This is a genomic window from Pseudarthrobacter sp. MM222, assembly GCF_947090775.1.
Lineage (GTDB): Bacteria > Actinomycetota > Actinomycetes > Actinomycetales > Micrococcaceae > Arthrobacter.
This window is the reverse complement of the sequence record NZ_OX352321.1, coordinates 552,088-569,611: the sequence shown is the minus strand read 5'-3', so window position 1 is coordinate 569,611 and position 17,524 is coordinate 552,088. Positions and strand designations below refer to the sequence as shown.

At 66.9% G+C, this 17,524-nt stretch carries 13 protein-coding genes and 1 tRNA gene; 10 read left to right on the top strand and 4 right to left on the bottom strand.

What is annotated here, in order from left to right:
• Complete coding sequence (locus OM977_RS02760; RefSeq protein WP_264356033.1) at positions 1–1,053, bottom strand: zinc-dependent alcohol dehydrogenase; 1,053 nt, start codon at positions 1,051–1,053, stop codon at positions 1–3.
• Positions 1,054–1,191: 138 nt separating this feature from the next.
• On the opposite strand from OM977_RS02760, the gene OM977_RS02755 reads away from it, so the two are divergent.
• A tRNA-Ser gene (locus OM977_RS02755) sits at positions 1,192–1,281 on the top strand.
• 1,240 nt (positions 1,282–2,521) lie between these two features.
• Here OM977_RS02755 and OM977_RS02750 read toward each other — a convergent pair.
• The 3 genes from OM977_RS02750 to OM977_RS02740 all read right to left on the bottom strand — a co-directional run bounded on the left by OM977_RS02750 (position 2,522) and on the right by OM977_RS02740 (position 6,808).
• The gene (locus tag OM977_RS02750) at positions 2,522–4,102 is read right to left on the bottom strand and encodes a hypothetical protein (RefSeq protein WP_264356032.1); all 1,581 of its coding nucleotides are present in this window, start codon (positions 4,100–4,102) and stop codon (positions 2,522–2,524) included.
• 1,207 nt (positions 4,103–5,309) lie between these two features.
• On the bottom strand, positions 5,310–6,269 hold the full coding sequence (locus OM977_RS02745) for an endonuclease/exonuclease/phosphatase family protein (protein ID WP_264356031.1): 960 nt from the start codon (positions 6,267–6,269) through the stop codon (positions 5,310–5,312).
• Positions 6,270–6,469: 200 nt separating this feature from the next.
• Positions 6,470–6,808: a hypothetical protein gene (locus OM977_RS02740; RefSeq protein WP_264356030.1), complete on the bottom strand. Its 339-nt coding sequence runs from the start codon at positions 6,806–6,808 to the stop codon at positions 6,470–6,472.
• A gap of 191 nt (positions 6,809–6,999) precedes the next feature.
• Here OM977_RS02740 and OM977_RS02735 point away from each other — a divergent pair, with 191 nt between their 5' ends.
• The 9 genes from OM977_RS02735 to OM977_RS02695 all read left to right on the top strand — a co-directional run bounded on the left by OM977_RS02735 (position 7,000) and on the right by OM977_RS02695 (position 17,448).
• The gene (locus OM977_RS02735) at positions 7,000–7,572 is read left to right on the top strand and encodes an SRPBCC family protein (RefSeq protein ID WP_264356029.1); all 573 of its coding nucleotides are present in this window, start codon (positions 7,000–7,002) and stop codon (positions 7,570–7,572) included.
• A gap of 95 nt (positions 7,573–7,667) precedes the next feature.
• A complete protein-coding gene (locus OM977_RS02730; protein ID WP_264356028.1) occupies positions 7,668–7,913 on the top strand; it encodes a hypothetical protein in 246 nt (81 codons plus the stop codon).
• Positions 7,900–8,046, top strand: a complete 147-nt coding sequence (locus OM977_RS02725) for a hypothetical protein (RefSeq protein WP_264356027.1) — start codon at positions 7,900–7,902, stop codon at positions 8,044–8,046. Before OM977_RS02730 ends, OM977_RS02725 begins: the two co-directional genes overlap by 14 nt.
• Positions 8,047–8,121: 75 nt before the next feature.
• The gene (locus OM977_RS02720) at positions 8,122–8,748 is read left to right on the top strand and encodes a hypothetical protein (RefSeq protein ID WP_264356026.1); all 627 of its coding nucleotides are present in this window, start codon (positions 8,122–8,124) and stop codon (positions 8,746–8,748) included.
• Between the two features lie 173 nt (positions 8,749–8,921).
• Positions 8,922–9,713, top strand: a complete 792-nt coding sequence (locus tag OM977_RS02715; protein ID WP_442960689.1) for a YcnI family copper-binding membrane protein — start codon at positions 8,922–8,924, stop codon at positions 9,711–9,713.
• A 98-nt stretch (positions 9,714–9,811) separates the two neighbouring features.
• Positions 9,812–10,450, top strand: coding sequence for a DUF4232 domain-containing protein (locus OM977_RS02710; RefSeq protein WP_264356025.1), 639 nt, complete (start codon positions 9,812–9,814; stop codon positions 10,448–10,450).
• 146 nt (positions 10,451–10,596) lie between these two features.
• A complete protein-coding gene (locus tag OM977_RS02705) occupies positions 10,597–11,244 on the top strand; it encodes a DUF4232 domain-containing protein (protein ID WP_264356024.1) in 648 nt (215 codons plus the stop codon).
• Between the two features lie 128 nt (positions 11,245–11,372).
• Positions 11,373–16,487: an Lhr family ATP-dependent helicase gene (locus OM977_RS02700; protein WP_264356023.1), complete on the top strand. Its 5,115-nt coding sequence runs from the start codon at positions 11,373–11,375 to the stop codon at positions 16,485–16,487.
• Positions 16,480–17,448, top strand: coding sequence for an Fpg/Nei family DNA glycosylase (locus OM977_RS02695; protein ID WP_264356022.1), 969 nt, complete (start codon positions 16,480–16,482; stop codon positions 17,446–17,448). Before OM977_RS02700 ends, OM977_RS02695 begins: the two co-directional genes overlap by 8 nt.
• Positions 17,449–17,524 lie beyond the last annotated feature (76 nt).

Sequence of the window (17,524 nt, the reverse complement as noted above, 5' to 3'; positions counted from 1 at the left end):
TTACCTCGTGGCTTCTGTAGGAGTGGAATCGCTGGCACCGTGTCCAAGGGCAGGGTTGTCAACGGCCGGGTATTCAATGACGTGGCAGAGCGCGTCCAGGCTGCCGTCGGAAAGCCGCTGGACGACGTCGGGAAGCTCTCCGAAGGTGGAGGACCCGGTGAGGAACGCGTCGAAGACGGGGTCGCTCAGCAGGGAGGCGGCAAGCTGGAGCCGGTCCGCGTTGGTGCGGCGGTGGCGGCGCGCGCGGGCCACCACACCGACCTGGCTGGCACGGAGAGAGAGCCGCCGGGCGTGGAAGTCCTGCCCCAACGGCAGCGTGACATTCTGGTCGGCGTACCAGGACATCTCGATGATCTCGCCTTCGTCGCCCACCAGCTGGAGGCTCCGCTCCAGGCCTGCCTGGGACGCCGAGCAGTGGATCACGATGTCGCAGTCCGGCAGGGCGTCGTCGGGATGGCTGAACTCGACTCCGAGGGTCTCCGCGAAGGAACGCTTGTCCGGGTCGACGTCGATCAGCTGCAGCCGCCCCAGCGGGAAGTCGCTGAGGAGCTTGGCCACCATGCCACCGACGAGTCCGGCACCGATCACGGCGACGCGGTCACCCAGGCGGGGTCCGGCTTCCCATAGCCCGTTGACGGCCGTTTCCACGGTTCCGGTGAGCACCGCACGCCGGGCCGGGACGCCGTCGGGGACGACGGTGAGCGACTCTGCCGGGACCACGTAGCGGTCCTGGTGCGGGTACAGGCAGAAGACTGTCTTGCCCAGTAACTCGTCCGGGCCCTCCTCGACGACGCCGACGGAGAGGTAGCCGAATTTCACCGGGCCGGGAAAGGAGCCTTCCTGGTTGGGGGCCGCCATTTCCTCGGCCACGCATGGCGGCACGCGCGCGTGGTGGACGACCAGTTCCGTGCCCTTGCTGATGCCCGAACACAGGGTGCGGACGAGGGCTTCGCCCGGCCCGGGGGCGGGCAGGTCCTCGCGCCGGAGTTCACCTTTTTCGGGTCCGACGGTCCAATATGCGGTTGCTGTGGCCTGCTGTTCAGAAGTACTCATCCTGCTTATGAATCTAGCGCCCCCCGGCAGGGCGGGGGAAGTCCGGAGCTCCCTGGCGGGTCGCCACTCGGCAATTCGGCTCCCGCGGGGGCCGCCGTTTTGTGGATGAGCGCCTTGCTCCGGTACCCTATACAGGTTGGTGACGTGTCCGAGCGGCCGAAGGTGCAACACTCGAAATGTTGTTTGGTGTCAAAGCCAACGTGGGTTCAAATCCCACCGTCACCGCCAAGTAGCAAGGCCCCTGCTCCCTTTGTTTACAAGGGAGGCGGGGGCCTTTGCTTTTGCCGATTAGCCGCGCTCTGGCAACATTTTGACAACATCAGACCGTGAGACGGTGTTATCTAGGGCGTCCGCAAACGGAAACACGCAGTTTTGGTTCGCGTCCTCGGCTGGTCAATTGAACTCGGAAGTTCTCGCAGACCTACGGGAACGCGGTAAGAATCGCGCGTCGGAACATCTCGCCTACTTTGAATGGTCGGCTCCGGACACGGCAGCTAATGATGATCTAGGCGCTTGGCACGAGGCTAATGCTGGCCTCGGTGTTCCCATGAGCCTTGACCACGTAGGCAACGAGTTAGCGACGCTTGGAGACGAGGAGTTCCGCCGTGAACGCCTTGGAATTTGGGCAAAGCTCGGCGGTGAGTCGGTTGTCCCCGCTGCTGTGTGGTCCGCAGCTCGCGATGAGGACGCAAAACCAGGCGGCGTTGTTGCTTTTGCTGTTGACGTTCCACCCGGCCGGGAGTCTGCAACGATCTGCTCCGCGTCCTACCTGGATGACGGGAGGATCCATTTCGAAGTGGGGATCGCCGCGAGGGAACGTCCTGGGCGGCTACGCGAATTGCTGAACTTAAAGAACGTTGGAAGCCCGCTGCTGTTGTCATCGATGCCGGGTCCGCTGCGGGCGCTCTACTGCCCGACTTGCAGCGTGCCCGAACCGAACACAACAGATCAGTTTGAGGGACTATGCGCAGGCGGGCGGCGCGTTCTACGACTCTGTGATGCACGGTAAAGCCAGCCACGTCGGGGAGCCCGTGCTTGACGCAGCGGTAGACGCGGCACGGCAAAAGCATATCGGCGAGACGGCGTTTTACTGGACCCGCAAGAATGTCGTCTCCGACATCTCACCGCTCGTGGGATGCACTAACGCGGTGTTCGGCTTGCAGTCGAAGGCCAGACGGTCAGGCAATAGCGGTTCCGGCCGCGTCCTCGTGCTCTAGTGATGGCAGGACCTGCCCGCTTGCACCTTGCAAGGGCCCCGGAAAGAAACCCCTCCACAGACGCTGGAGGGGTTTCTTGGTCGCCAATGCTTACATACTGGGCAGGGTAGGACCATTCGCAGCCTGTCGGCACAAAAGTCTGCTTGTGCACGAGCACGCCAGTAGAGGTGGGAACGTCAACAACCAGCTTTCCCGTCACTTTCTCTCCGGTCCGGCCCCTACCCGCTCTATATCCGGGTCAACAGGTTGCTTTACTTGACCACGGCGGCTGTCGCGGCGGAGGTCTTCACCGCGGTGGTGTAGCCGATCTTGAACGCCGTGACCCTGACAGTCAAGGTCTTGCCAAAGTCGGCGCTGGTGGGTTTGTAGGCCACTGCGGTCGCGCCAATGACAGCCACGCCGGAGCGATACCACTGATAGCGGGGACTGATTGCGGACGGTGACCAGGTGCCGGGGTTGGCAGTGAGAGTCGACCCGACCTTTGCGGTACCCGTGATCTTCGGCGTCGGCCCGACCAACGAGCCCTTCACCACCGCCGCTGTCGCGGCGGAGGTCTTCACCGCGGTGGTGTAGCCGATCTTGTACGCCGTGACCCTGAACGTCAGGTTCCTGCCGACGTCGGCGCTGGTGGGTTTGTAAGATGCGGCGGTTGCGCCGATGATCGCCACGCCGGAGCGGTACCACTGATAGCGGGGACTAATCGTGGACGGTGACCAAATGCCGGTGTTGGCGGTGAGAGTCGCCCCGACCTTGGCGCTACCCGTTATCTGCGGGGTCGGGCCGACCAAGGAGCCCTTGACCACCACGGCTGTCGCTGCGGAGGTCTTGGTCAAGTTGGCGAAACCGGCCTTTGAACCTGTCACGGTCACGGTCAGGGCCTTGCCAACGTAGGCGCTGGTCGGTTTATAGGTGCTGCTGGTGGCTCCGAGGATGACGACGCCGCCGGCCTTCCACTGGTAGGCCAGATTCACCAAATCCGGACCCCAGGTTCCGGGGACGGCGGTAAGCGTCGAACCGACCTTCGCGGTACCGGTGATGGTGGGGACCGCCCCCGAAAGAGAACCCTTAAAGGCTGTCACCCATAAGGCCGGAGCACCCGGAGCCAAGACATAGTCATTCTTCGCCCGCGCGTTCACGATGACGACCCAGGTGCCGGGATAGGTACCCGCAGCCACGACCTCCCCGTCCATGAGGTACTCAACACCGGTGGTGGCGGGAACCGTGTAGGTGTCATCCTTCGTCCCGACCTTGTCCGTGAACGTCACCGCCGTGGGAGACACCAAATACGGAGTCGCCTTGAACGTCGTCGACCAGGTTGCCACGGCGCCAGGAGCCAAGATGTAATCGGGCTTCGCCCGTGCCGTTGCTCTCACCGTGCCGGTGGCCGGATACTTACCCGCAGCCACGACCTTGCCGCCGACGAGGTAATCGATGCCGGTCGTGGCTGGGACGAAGTAGGCATCTTCGTTCGTGCCGTCCTTGTCCGTGAAGGTGACGGGCGCGGGGGTAGACGGAAACGGGGTCGCCTTGAACGTCGTCGACCAGGTTGCCACGGCACCGGGAGCCAGGATGTAATCGGGTTTCGCCCGTGCGTATGCGAAGAACGTGCCGGTGGCCGGATATGTACCCGCAGCTACAACCTTCGCGAGACGGCCGCTCCCGACCAGGTAGTCGATGCCGGTCGTGGTCGGGATGGTATATGTATCGTTAGCAGTGCCGTCCCTGTCCGTCATCACGATGGGGGCCGGACTTACTTGGACCGGGGTGGCGACAATCGCTGTAGGCGTGCTGAAACTTTCGTAGGTGACGTAGCCTCGGGTGTACGCCCGCACACGTGCAACTATGCTGTGCCCGATGTCAGCGGCCGTAAGCCAATAAGTAGGACCACCGTAGCCAATTTGCTGTTCCAAAGAGTCCCGGTGAAACCATCCGTACTCGACTCTAGCCGGCTTCGGGTCTAAAGCCGCGAGTTCCATCTTCAACGTAAACCCCACGGAAGGCGGACCTTCCACCCTGAGCTCCGGTGAAGTGGAATACTCCCGGAGAGGTACGAGACTGAAATCAAGGCTTGCCCAATCAATCGCAACGGGGGCGGGATCCTTCATCTCCGACGGGAATTTCTCGACTCTCCCGTCACGCCAGTACACGACACGTTCATCATCGGACCACGACCTCACCTCGATATGAGAGAGCGAGACAGGACCCTGCGGCCATTCATTCAGATCACCAACTGCCACGTCGTCATACCCCAACCCGCACCAAAAGCAGACGTTGTGCGTGGCGCCCGCGCTGTCTCGATAGACGAGGTCGCCGTAACCGCTGGTTACCCCCAGCCTGACCTGGACATCGTCGTGCGTCGCGTACATGACCGCAGGCGAAAGCATTTTGATGTACGTCAGTGCTGGCGGTTCGTTGTTATCTTCGGCTACAGATGGTGCCGCGGAACCGAATATGAATGTGAGAACGGCTGCTAGGACAATTGCGGCTGAACGACGCCGTTTAGAAGCGCTTTTCATTAATGATTTCCCCCAAATGCGAATGCTTAGACCATACACGCTCCGGCGATGCAGATCGCCGACGCGGGTCCCGGCCACGTCCGTCGACGTACCGACTCGTGGTCGCAGGGAAGTAGCCCCGAAATGTTTAGGGTCGATCGACGGTTAGGTCCGCATTGTTTGGATTCCCGCAGGGAACCGTCCGCTGCGTCACGAACTCCGGATGGAATATCGAAGATTACCGGCGATGCCCCAAAAATTTTGCGCCACATCCGTTGGGATCGGAGACTTGCCCGCCCCCTGCCCGCTTGCGACTTACAGGGCGCCCATTGCCCACTCCATCGAATCGGGTGGGCGAAGGTAGCGGGAGCCATGCAGCCATGGCCGCCCGCTCCGGCGCGCGTCTCAGTCCTTCAGGCACGCTTCTGAGCCGGCGGCGCAACGCGCCGACGCACTTCCGTTGTTGGTCCGGCTGACCGCGGTGAGCGTCGTTGGCTTCCGGGTCGCCCCGGGCCTCTCCGGCTGCTCTGCGGCTACTGTCCGTCTACTGGATTGTGGCGACGGTGTAGATCAGGTCATGGTCCGACGGCGCGCGCCCACCGACCACCTGATCCCCATAGGGCATCCAGTTCTCCCAGTAGTGGACCGCGACGTTCCCGGCCGCAACGAACACCTGGTCAATGTGAGCATCACCGGCGGCCCCCAAGGTGTATCCATTGTAGGTCTTGAACTCCGGATGCATTCTTGCGGCAGTCCGACCGTAACTGTCCACGTAGCCGATGGCGTTGAGCTGGATTGTCTGCGGTGCGGAGCTGGTTGCAGAGGCGTTGAAGTCCCCCGTCACGAACGCCGGCAAGCCGCCGGGGTTAACCCGGGTGATCTCGGCTGCGAGCATTGCTGCTTCGGCATTGCGGGCTGCCTGCCCGTCAGCGCCGTTTTCGAAATGGGTGTTAAAGACGAAGAACTCGGTGGCTGTCGCCCTGGACCTCAGCTTCACCCACGTCATCGCTCGGCCATAGAGCGGATAGGGCTTGAACTCGAAAATCTTGTAGCCGGCCGCAGTCGCCTCGAACAGCCCCCCGCGCCACAGGATCGGGATCCGCGAAGACGTCGCATCGGCAGGCTGGTACATTGCGTAGCTGGTCATCCGCTGGATATCTGATGCCTGGGTGTAATACCGCGAACCGACCTGGATGTTCTGTGCTTCCTGGAGGCCAATCACATCGGGCCTAACAGTGTTGATGACATTCTTGACGCCGACAGCACGCGAATCCCAGCCGGGAATCTCCGGCTGGGAGACCTCGCGCCAGGCCGAGTCGACGTTGTAGGATGCCACTTTGACCGTTGTGGCCGTCGCAGCGTCTGACGGTGCAGCGTTAAACATCAACGCCCCAACGGCCAACAAGAGAACCGATGCCGTTCTGGCAGCCCTCGGCTTTTTCAATCTGCTGTGGTCAGGATTGGTGTGCTGGAAAGGTAGCAACGTATTTCCCCGTTCGCTCATCCTCAACCGTCCTGATGAGATCTCGATAACCGGGGGTTATGAGGGCTTTATTGTAGTCCCGCGGAGGCCGTCATAGACAGGGCCTCGGGTCGCTGACAGCCCGCCGTCGCCGTCAAAGAGCTAAGGCCCCCGCTGTCCCTTATTCGTGGCAAGGGAAGCAGGGGCCTTGGTTTGGCCGGGGAAGGTGTCGGCGCGGGGCCTTAGACGGTGTCCGTCCGCTGGTCGCCCTTATGGCCGCGCAGGTTGTCCTGCACCTTGCCGAACAGGTCCTTGATGGTTGTCTCTGTGTTGGTGAGCATGTCCGGCTGCACGTAGACCTGCTGGCCCGGGGGCAGGCTGTAGTGGGACGGCAGACCGCCTGTACCGTCCACTCCTTCCAGCGCGATCGTCACGCCGCCTTCCTTGCGCGCAATCGCGCCGATCCGGCCGAAGACAACAGTGAATTCGTCCGGCTGGAAGCTCACCGTCAGTCCAATATGTGCCCGGCTGAGATCACTTGCCGCAACTGCCTTCTCGTTCCCGGTCCCTGAATAGCTCATGTCTATCTCCCCGACGTTATTGGCGTTGTTGGTGTTGCAGGAGAAGTCTATGTCCGTACCGGGAGGCCGCCTAGGTATTTTTTGCTGCCCCGGGCAGGCCGCCGTTGACCGTGCCCGGCTGTCTGAGTACGGTCGTGCGCATCGGTTCCGGCCGGCCGGGACGGACTTGGATCCACCAGCAGGAGGTCCTTATGGGCAGCGCCGACTACGACTTCCGGACGGTGTGGCGCGTGGCCGGGCGGCCGGATGAGGTAGCGGACGTGCTCGGCGATGCCACAGCGTTCCCCCGCTGGTGGCCCTCGGTCTATCTCGGAGCCGACCCGGCAGCAGGAGCCCTGGACGCCACCGCACCGGGCCTCCCCAGGCCGGTCGCTCTACACACCAAAGGGTGGCTGCCCTATACGCTTCGCTGGACCCTGACCGTCACTGAACCGGTCACCGACCACGGGTTCGCACTCACCGCAGCCGGGGACCTGAACGGCACCGGCCGCTGGACCTTCGAGCAGGATGGACCCGAAACCGTCATCACCTACCGCTGGCGCGTCCGGGCGGCCAAGCCGCTTCTGCGGCGCTTGAGCTGGCTACTGAAACCCGCCTTCGCCGCAAACCATCACTGGGCGATGGCCCGCGGCGAGGAGAGCCTCGCCCTGGAGTTGCGACGCCGTCGGCACCACGACCACCCTGAGGCAGTCCCGCCGCCTCCGCCATCGACTTTCCGCCGGCTGGCTCGCCTACTGGAGACTGGACGCCTGCACAACGAATGACCGGCTCGGCCGTGAAGTGGTCCATTGAGCCGGAGCTCTCCCACCGGGTTAGCTAGGTCACAACAGCGTTTTCCCCTATGACCCCAGGAAGCATCGTGACCTTGCAGCAGAACCGGGCCACTCCCAGCCCAGCCCGTTGGGACGACGTCCAGATCGGTGACCGCGTCAATCTCCAGCGAAACGGCCACCTTGAGCACACCGGCCGGGTGGACAACCGGACACCCGACGGCGCCATCGTCTGGGTAACTCCCGAGGGCGGCAGCCGGAAGCTCTTCCACATCGCTGACGGCTACCAATTGACCGCCGTGGCTGCGGAAGGAACGCCCGATGAGGACAACTGACGTCTCTGTCCTGCGGGGTACCAGGGCCGAGGAAACCTCCCCTGGCCGGCAGGCCAAGGCAATGGCGCGGCAGATGGCTAGCGACTCGTGCCCGGACGACTGCCACTACTGCTGGGGGCCGGAGACTGACTAGCGGCAACCGCTCCCCGCATCGCCGGTAGAATTGGGAAACCGCCGCCACCGACGAGCAATGAGGAGGGAGGATTCCGTGCGCCCACCCACCGGCCGTTCCTCTTTCCATTCCGTCCGCTCGGCCATGCTAGCCGCGGCTGCATTGACGCTGGCAGCCGGCGCCCACGTTCTGGCCGGCGGCCAACTGCCGGCCCCTGGCATCCTGCTCGGCCTGTTCGCCCTAACCAGCCTGGCCGCCACGGCGGCCACCCGCTTCCGCCTCACCTCGGCAACCATGACTGCCCTGCTGGGCACCGGGCAGCTTGTGCTGCACGCGGCCTTTTCCACCTTCGGTTCAACGTTCGCCCTGGCCGGGTCCGGCGCGGCAACGGCGCCGTCGCACCACGCGAATGCCTTAACCGTCCCGCTGGCGGCGGAGCCGGCAGGACTCCACGTCCTGGATTCCCCGCTCACGGCGGCGATGCTCGCAGGGCATGCCCTGGCAACGCTCGCCTGCGCCCTGCTCCTTGCGAAGGGCGAGGACGCCCTATGGTCGCTCGCCGCATGGCTGCGCCCGCTGGTCCAGCTCCCCGCGCCGTTGACGCCCGACGCCGTCGCCTCACCGGCGGCGGCCCTCCGGCCGGCGGAGTCTGCATTCCTGCCCTGGCGGAACCTCCGGCGCGATTGCCGCCGCGGGCCACCGCCCGCCGCCGTCCACTCGTGACAGTCCACTCGTGACCCTCCACTCGTGACCGTCCCCTCCTGACCTTCCTCATCGTGACCGCGGCCGCACGTGCTCCCGGCCGGCTCCGGCCCGGGCGCTCGCCCCTGCCGCCGCGGCACCCCATTTTGTGCGCCTGCGACACACGCCGCACGCACCGCTGAAAGGCCCATTCCTTGAAGAAATCAACACGTTCGTTTGTCCTTCGCCGCACGCTTTCCGCCTCGGCCGTGGCCGGCGGCACGGCTGCTCTTATGCTCGCGGGGATCAGCGGCGCCTCGGCACACGTCGGCGTCACCCCGGACAAAACCGCCGCGAACTCCTACGCCCTGCTGACGTTCGGTGTTCCGCATGGCTGCGACGAGTCCGGCACCACGAAAATCACCATCACGCTACCCGCCGAGCTGGACGATGCCCAGCCCACCGTCAACCCGAACTGGACGGTCCAGAAGGTCGTCGAGCAGCTGCCCGAGCCAAAGAAAACGGCAGCCGGCGCCTCCATCACCAAGCGCACCAGCCAGATCATCTACACGGCCAAGGCACCGCTGGACCATGACCTGCGCGACGCACTGGTGCTCTCTGTCAAGCTGCCCGACGCCGCCGGGAAGACGCTGTACTTCCCGACCCTGCAGAACTGCGAGCAGGGCCAGACGGACTGGTCCGAGATCGCACCGGAAGGCCAGGACGCGCACGCGCTCAAGGCCCCGGCGCCCGCGGTGACCGTTACCGAAGCCGCCCCGGCGACCGCCGGGCACGACGACCACGCCGCCGCCTCGTCCGTCACCGCGGCTGGTACGGCGTCCGGCACGGCCGACGCCGGCGCGGTGGCTGACGACGGTGCGCAGGCGCGGAGCTGGGCCGCCTTGCGGCCGGTCTCGGCGGTCTGGTCCTCGGCAGCATCGCCCTCCTCCGGAGCCGCGGGCGCCAGCCCGCGCCGGTCCGTGTGCCTGCTCCCAAGAAGTAGCTGACCGCGTTTGATGCCCGGAAATTACGATCCGGGCATCAATCGCGCAGTGCCCACCGTCGCACCGTTGACTACGCCCGCGGGCGGGGCAACAGTGGTGCCATGACCGCTCAGCGAATCAAGAACGGACTGGCACTTACCGCCGCAGCGGCGGCCGCGCTGCTGTTCAGCGGCTGTGTGTCCAGCAATACGCCAACCCCGCCGCCGAGCGGGCCGGCGTCCGCCACGGCGAGCCCGCCGTCGTCGGAAAGCGCGGTTCCCTCCGGCACGGAGCCCCCCGCGCCGACGTCGACTTCCGCCCCCGTTCCCGTCCCGGCCGGGACCCCGCGGTGCACGGCCGCCAACCTGGCAGCGGCCACGGATTCCACGGGCGGCGGTGCGGCCGGCAACGTCAGCATGAAGCTGATCTTGACCAACAAAGGAGCCGGGCCCTGCCTGCTGACGGGCTTCGCCGGAGTCTCGCTGACCGCCGGCCCCGCCGGCGACCCCATCGGCGCCGCGGCGACTCCTGACTACTCCTCCCCCGTTCCGCAAGTGCTGCTCGCCCCCGGCCAGGCGGGCACCGCGACGCTGCAGTACAGCCAGGCCGGCAACTACCCGGACTGCACCCGGACTGCGGCCGCCGGCTTCCGGATCTACCTGCCCGAAGACACCGCATCCCTGTTCGTCGTCCAGCCCCGCGACGCCTGCGCCAATCCCAGCATTGCCCTGCTGACTGTCGACGCTTTCCAGGCCCAATAGCCCCACGGCCTCCGATGGCGGCATCATGCCGGCCCCAAGATGTGCCTGACCTCGGCTGATGCTCGGAAATCACAATCCGAGCATCAATCCGGCACTGCCGACGCGGCATCGTTGACTAAGCCAACAGCGGGCATAAGAGTGGTGCCATGACGGCTCAGCGAATCAAAAACGGACTGGCTCTGACAACGGTTGCTGCCGTAGCAACCCTCCTGCTCAGTGGCTGCGGCAATTCCCCAGCCCCGGCTGCCAGTGGACCGGCATCCCCCACGGCGAGCCCGCCGTCCTCGCAAGGCACAGCCGCACCCGCGACCGAAGGGACCCAGACACCGGAAGCGTCGGCGGCTTCCCCCCTGCCGCCGGCGCCCCAGGCCGGACCCGCGACGTGTAAGGCCGCCAACCTGACAGCCGCCATAGATTCCGCCGACGGCGGCGCGGCCGGCAGCGTCTACCTGCAGCTGATCCTGACAAACTCCGGCGCGGAACCCTGCCTGCTCAAGGGCTACGCCGGGGTCTCCCTGACCGCCGACGCCAACGGCGATCCGATCGGTGCCCCCGCCACCCGTGACGACTCCACCCCCGTCGCCGACGTCCTGCTCGCGCCCGGCAAGGCGGGCACCGCAACGCTGCGCTACACGCAGGCCTCCAACTACCCGAACTGCACCAGGACCCCGGCGGCCGGCTTCCGGATCTACCCGCCGGAAGACACCGCCTCCCTGTTTGTCGCCGAACCCCGGGATGCCTGCAGCAACACCGGCATCAACCTGCTGACTATCAGCGCTTTCCAGGGCGAGTAAGCTCTTCACGCCCGGTCAGGCCGGCACCCGTCAGCAGGCAGGGGCCTGTCCCGTTCACGCGAGGTGCCCCGGAACGGCCGGCGATGCGCCCACCGGTTACTGTCGGTGCCGTAGGGCATGATGGAGGAATGAAGGGGCAGCAGCTGGCCGGCAGCATACTTGCGGCCGACGCCATGGACCGGTTCAGCCGGCCGACCCGGGATTGGTTCCTGGGCGCTTTTTCCGCGCCTACCCCGGCCCAGAACGGCGCGTGGAACGCAATCTCCTCCGGTTCGCACGCCTTGGTGGTGGCACCCACGGGTTCCGGAAAAACGCTTGCGGCCTTCTTGTGGGCACTGGACCGGCTGCTCGTCTCGGCCCCCGCGGAGCCCCAGGAACTGCCGGGCGTCGACGCCGCGAAGGGCACCCGGCGCAAGGCGCCGAAGCGCAACACTCGGGTGCTGTATATTTCACCGCTGAAGGCGCTGGGCGTCGACGTCGAACGGAACCTGCGGGCGCCGCTCATCGGCATCACCCAAACCGCCAAACGGCTCGGCCTGCCCGCACCGATGATCACCGTGGGCGTCCGTTCCGGGGACACCCCGGCATCCGACCGGCGCGCACTGCTCAGCCACCCGCCGGACATTCTCATCACCACGCCCGAGTCGCTGTTCCTGATGCTCACTTCCAAGGCCCGGGAGACCCTCAGTGAGGTGGACACCATCATCGTGGACGAGGTGCACGCCGTTGCCGGCACTAAACGCGGGGCACACCTGGCCGTATCGCTGGAACGCCTCGACGCGCTGCTGCCCAAACCGGCCCAGCGGATCGGGCTCTCGGCCACGGTGGAGCCGAAGGAGCTGGTGGCGCAGTTCCTGGCCGGCTCCGCGCCGGTGGACATCGTTGCCCCGCCCTCGAAGAAGAACTGGGACCTGACGGTTTCCGTCCCGGTGGAGGACATGTCCGATCTTCAGGGCGCGGCGGGGGCATTTGATTCCGGTCCGGCGTCCGGGCTCCAGCCGCAGGCGTCGATCTGGCCGCATGTCGAGGAGAAGATCGTGGACCTGGTGCTGGCAAACCAGTCCACCATCGTGTTCGCGAACTCCCGCCGGCTCGCGGAACGCTTGACCGCCCGGCTCAACGAGATCTACGCCGAGCGGCAGCTGACGGCGGCCGGCGGCGGCTGGGACGAGTTTGGCGCCGCGACGCCGGACATCAAATGGCGCGGGCCGCAGAATCCGTCCGACGGAGATGGTCCATTGCCGGGGGCGACGGCCACGTCCACCGCGACGCCGGCCCACATGATGGCCCAGGCGGGCAGCACCGCCGGCGCCGACCCGGTACTGGCCCGGGCGCACCACGGCTCCGTCTCCAAGGACCAGCGTGCCCTGATCGAGGATGATCTGAAATCCGGGCGGCTGCGCTGCGTCGTGGCCACGTCCTCCCTTGAACTGGGCATCGACATGGGCGCCGTGGACCTCGTTGTCCAGGTGGAGTCCCCGCCGTCGGTGGCCAGCGGGCTGCAGCGGGTGGGCCGCGCCGGCCACCAGGTTGGCGAGGTCTCCCAGGGCGTGCTGTTCCCCAAGCACCGTGCGGACCTTGTCCACACGGCGGTCACGGTGGAACGGATGCTCGGCGGCAAGATCGAGCGGCTCAGCGTCCCGGCCAATCCGCTGGACATCCTGGCCCAGCAGACCGTCGCGGCCACCGCGCTCGGGTCCATCGATGTCGAGGAATGGTTCTCCACGGTCCGCCGCTCCGCACCGTTCGCTTCCCTGCCCCGTTCCGCCTTTGAAGCCACCCTGGACCTGTTGGCCGGACGCTACCCCTCCGATGAATTCGCTGAGTTGCGGCCCCGGATCGTTTGGGACCGGAACGCCGGCACCATCGAGGGCCGGCCCGGTGCCCAGCGGCTCGCCGTCACGTCCGGCGGGACCATTCCGGACCGCGGGCTGTTCGGCGTCTACATCATCGGCACCGAGGTGGAAGGCACTGGCTCCTCCGGCGGGGCCAGCGCCGACGGCCGGGCCGCCAGTCCCGCCGCAGCCGCGGCCAAGGGCGGCCGCCGGGTGGGTGAACTGGACGAGGAAATGGTCTACGAATCGCGGGTCGGGGACGTATTCGCCCTGGGCGCCACGAGCTGGAAGATCGAGGACATCACCCATGACCGGGTCTTGGTGTCCCCCGCCTTCGGCCAGCCCGGAAAGCTCCCCTTCTGGAAGGGTGACTCCCTCGGCCGGCCGGTGGACCTGGGCCGGGCACTCGGCGCGTTTGTGCGCGAACTGTCCGCGTCCGACGTCGGGCCCGCCACCGAACGCTGCAAAGCCAGCGGCCTGGACGACTTCGCCGCCAACAACCTGATCCAGTACCTCGCGGAGCAGAAGCTCGCCACCGAAGTGGTGCCCAGCGACACGACCCTCGTGGTGGAACGCTTCCACGACGAGCTCGGAGACTGGCGCGTCGTGCTGCACAGCCCCTTCGGCATGCCGGTGCACGCACCGTGGGCGCTGGCTGTGGGCCAGCGCCTGCACCAGCGCTACGGCATGGACGGCTCCGCCATGGCCGCCGACGACGGCATCGTGCTGCGGGTGCCCATGATGGAAGACGAACCTCCCGGAGCCGAACTGTTCCTCTTCGACCCGGAGGAACTCGAGCAGATCGTCACCGCGGAAGTCGGCGGGAGCGCCCTCTTCGCCTCCCGTTTCCGCGAGTGCGCAGCCCGCGCACTGCTGCTGCCCCGGCAGAACCCGGGCAAACGGCAGCCGCTGTGGCAGCAGCGTCAGCGTTCCGCCCAGCTGCTGGACGTCGCTCGGAAATACCCCACGTTCCCGATCGTGCTGGAGACAGTCCGCGAGTGCCTGCAGGATGTGTACGATCTGCCGGCGCTGAAGGACATCGCGGCGTCGGTGGAGCGGCGCGAACTCCGGATCGTGCAGACCACCACCCAGCAGCCTTCGCCGTTCGCCAAGTCGTTGCTGTTTGGCTACGTCGCACAGTTCCTCTACGAGGGGGACTCCCCGCTCGCCGAGCGCCGGGCGGCCGCACTGGCGCTCGATTCCACCCTGCTCAACGAGCTCCTCGGCCGGGTGGAGCTGCGCGAACTGCTCGACGCCAAGGTTATCGACGCCACCGAACGGGAGCTGCAGCGCCTCGCTCCGGACCGGAAGGTCCGCGGCCTGGAAGGGGTGGCGGACCTGCTCCGGCTGCTGGGCCCGCTTTCCCCGGAGGAAGTCGCGGTCCGCCTGGAACCGCCGGCTGAGCCGCTCCCCGGGGCTGATGCGCTGCCCGCGGCGGGGCCGTCTCCGGCGGCCGCGGCGGAGCCCTCTCCGGAGCTCGAACCTGTTGAGCCCGCTCCGGAAGCTCTGGGAATCCTGACTGTCAACGTCGCCGCGCATCTCGCCGCGCTCCAGCGCGCCAATCGCGCCATCAAGGTCAACGTCGGCGGCGTGGAACGCTTCGCCGCCGTGGAAGACGCGGCCCGCCTGCGTGACGCCCTCGGCGTCCCCTTGCCCATGGGCGTCCCGCTGGCCTTCATCGAACCCGTCGCGGATCCGCTGGGTGACCTTGTCTCGCGCTACGCCCGGACGCACGGCCCGTTCACCTCAGCCGAGGCAGCCGCTCGGCTGGGACTCGGGGTCGCCGTCGTCGGCACCGCGCTGAAAAGGCTGGCCGCGGACGGGCGCGTGGTGGAAGGCGAATTCCGCCCGCATGCCACGGCGCCGGAAACGGCCACCGTTCCGGAAACCGGCCCGGAGGCGGTCCATGACGCCGTCGGGGCCGAGACGCCACCAACCTTCCCTGCCGCACCATCCCTGGTCGGTGTCAGTGAGTGGTGCGACGCCGAGGTCCTGCGCAGGCTCCGCCGCCGTTCCCTCGCCGCGCTGCGGGCCGAGGTCGAGCCGGTGGACGCGGCCGCCTATGGCCGTTTCCTGCCCGCCTGGCAGAACGTCCGTACTCCCGGCCGGCGCGGCCAGTCCGCGCTGCGCGGGCTTGATGGCATCGTCACCACCGTCGACCAGCTTTCCGGCGTTCCCATTCCGGCGTCGGCATGGGAACCGCTGGTCCTGGCAAGCCGGGTGTCCGACTACCAGCCGGCCATGCTCGACGAACTCATGGCTGCCGGGGAAGTTCTCTGGTCCGGCGCCGGGGCACTTCCGGGCAATGACGGCTGGGTGAGTCTTCATCTTGCCGATTCGGCCGAGCTGACCCTGAACCCGGCCGTCGAGTTCGAGCCAGGCGACGCGCAGCTGCGGCTGCTGGACCACTTACGGAACAACGGCGGTGGATACTTTTTCCGGCAATTGACCGAAATCGCCGGCGGCATGGACTCGGTACTGAGCGACCAGGACGTCGTCTCAGCACTCTGGGACCTCGTCTGGGCCGGCAGGGTCACCGGCGACACCTTTGCTCCGGTGCGTGCCCTGATCGCGGGCGGCCACACCGCCCACCGGCAGGTGGCCCGGGCGCCGCGGGCCCGCGCGCCCCGGTTGAGCAGGCTGGGTCGCGCGCACGGCACCGGTTTGATGGGATCGCCCGGATTGACCGGCGGCCGCTACGGTTCGGTCACCGGTTCCGCACCGGCCCCGCCGCTGGCCGCGGGCCGCTGGTCGGCGCTGCCGGCCCCGGAGTTGGACCCCACCATCCACGCCAGGGCGACGGCTGAACTGCTGCTGGACCGGTACGGGGTGGTCACCCGGGGCTCCGTCATGGCGGAGAACATCCTGGGCGGCTTCGGGCTGATGTACAAGGTGTTGGCCCGGCTGGAAGAAGCCGGACGGTGCCGAAGGGGCTACTTCATCGAGCACCTTGGCGCGGCCCAGTTTGCGGTGCCGGCCACCGTGGACCGGCTCCGGTCCTACGCCGAGGACACTGAGCTGCACAAGCCCGACCCGACCGCCCTGGCGCTCGCAGCAACGGACCCGGCCAATCCCTACGGCGCCGCCCTGCCCTGGCCGGCCCTCAATGTCGAAGCGGGGACGGGCCACCGGCCGGGCAGGAAGGCGGGCGCGCTCGTGGTCCTGGTGGACGGTGCCTTGGTCCTGTACGTGGAACGCGGCGGCAAGACCCTGCTGGCCTTCAGCGAAGATACCGAAGTCCTGGCTGCGGCCGGCGCATCGCTGGCCGGAGTCGTGACTCGCGGGGCGGTCGACAAGCTGATCATGGAAAAAGTCAACGGCCACGGCATCCTGGACACGCCCGTCGCCGCCGCCCTCGCCCAGGCCGGCGCCTACTCCACCCCGAGGGGACTGAGAATCCGTGCCTGAGGGCGACTCCATTTTCCGCGCCGCCGCGCAGCTGCACGCCGCCCTGGCCGGCCAGCTCCTGCTCTCCTCCGACTTCCGGGTGCCCCGCTATGCCACGCTCCGGCTCGGTGGCTGGACCGTAACGGAGGTGGTGCCCCGCGGCAAGCACCTGCTCATGCGGCTACAGGGACCCTCCGCATCCGGGTCCGACGACGCAGCCGCGCCCCCGCCCGACGATGCCGCGGTAGTGGCGGACCAGAACGGACAATCCGCGCCCCGGAAGCCGGCCGCCGGCCGAGCCACCCAGGCGGACCGGAACCGGCTGACCATCCACTCGCACCTCAAAATGGAGGGAACCTGGCAGGTCTACCCGCCGGGAGGACGCTGGCGGAAGCCCGGTTTCACCGCGCGGTGCGTCTTGCGCACAGCCACGGCGGACGCCGTCGGCTTTTCGCTCGGGATCCTCGAAGTGGTCCGAACGTCAGACGAGGATTCGATCGTAGGGCATTTGGGGCCGGACCTCCTGGGCGCCGACTGGGATCCGGCGGAGGCAGAACGGCGGATCCGTGCTGCCCCCGACGTCCCAATCGGAGTGGCGCTGCTGGACCAGCGGAACCTTGCAGGAATCGGGAACATCTATCGCTGCGAGGCCTGCTTCCTTTCCGGCATCCATCCGGCGTCGCCCGTCTCCGCGGTGCCCGATCTGGCCGGCCTGATTACCGATGCGAAGGTCCTCCTGGAGGCCAATCTGGGGGCCGGCCGCCGGACCACGGTCCTCAACCCCCGCGGTGTCGCCGTGGGCCGGACCTCCGGATTGCCCGGCTATTGGGTCTACCGCCGCGAGCACCAGCCTTGCCTGAAATGCCGCACGCCGATCCGACGCGGGGTGCTCGGTCCGGCGGGAGGCACCGAGGAACGGGACATCTACTTCTGCCCCAAGTGCCAGCCGCCGCCGGTCGGCAGTGAGCCTGCGACGCGCTAAATACCTGCGGACGCCGGTATACACGTGTCGAGCGGGAATCTGCGCGTCGCCCGCAATCTTCCGCAGCGGCGTGATG

Excerpts from the sequence above, each read along its gene's own strand:
- OM977_RS02735 (WP_264356029.1), top strand. The coding sequence starts at position 7,000 with ATGGGCAGCGCCGACTACGACTTCCGGACGGTGTGGCGCGTGGCCGGG.
- OM977_RS02745 (WP_264356031.1), bottom strand. The coding sequence starts at position 6,269 with ATGAGCGAACGGGGAAATACGTTGCTACCTTTCCAGCACACCAATCCT.
- OM977_RS02760 (WP_264356033.1), bottom strand. The coding sequence starts at position 1,053 with ATGAGTACTTCTGAACAGCAGGCCACAGCAACCGCATATTGGACCGTC.
- OM977_RS02705 (WP_264356024.1), top strand. The coding sequence starts at position 10,597 with ATGACGGCTCAGCGAATCAAAAACGGACTGGCTCTGACAACGGTTGCT.
- OM977_RS02725 (WP_264356027.1), top strand. The coding sequence starts at position 7,900 with ATGAGGACAACTGACGTCTCTGTCCTGCGGGGTACCAGGGCCGAGGAA.
- OM977_RS02700 (WP_264356023.1), top strand. The coding sequence starts at position 11,373 with ATGAAGGGGCAGCAGCTGGCCGGCAGCATACTTGCGGCCGACGCCATG.
- OM977_RS02710 (WP_264356025.1), top strand. The coding sequence starts at position 9,812 with ATGACCGCTCAGCGAATCAAGAACGGACTGGCACTTACCGCCGCAGCG.
- OM977_RS02740 (WP_264356030.1), bottom strand. The coding sequence starts at position 6,808 with ATGAGCTATTCAGGGACCGGGAACGAGAAGGCAGTTGCGGCAAGTGAT.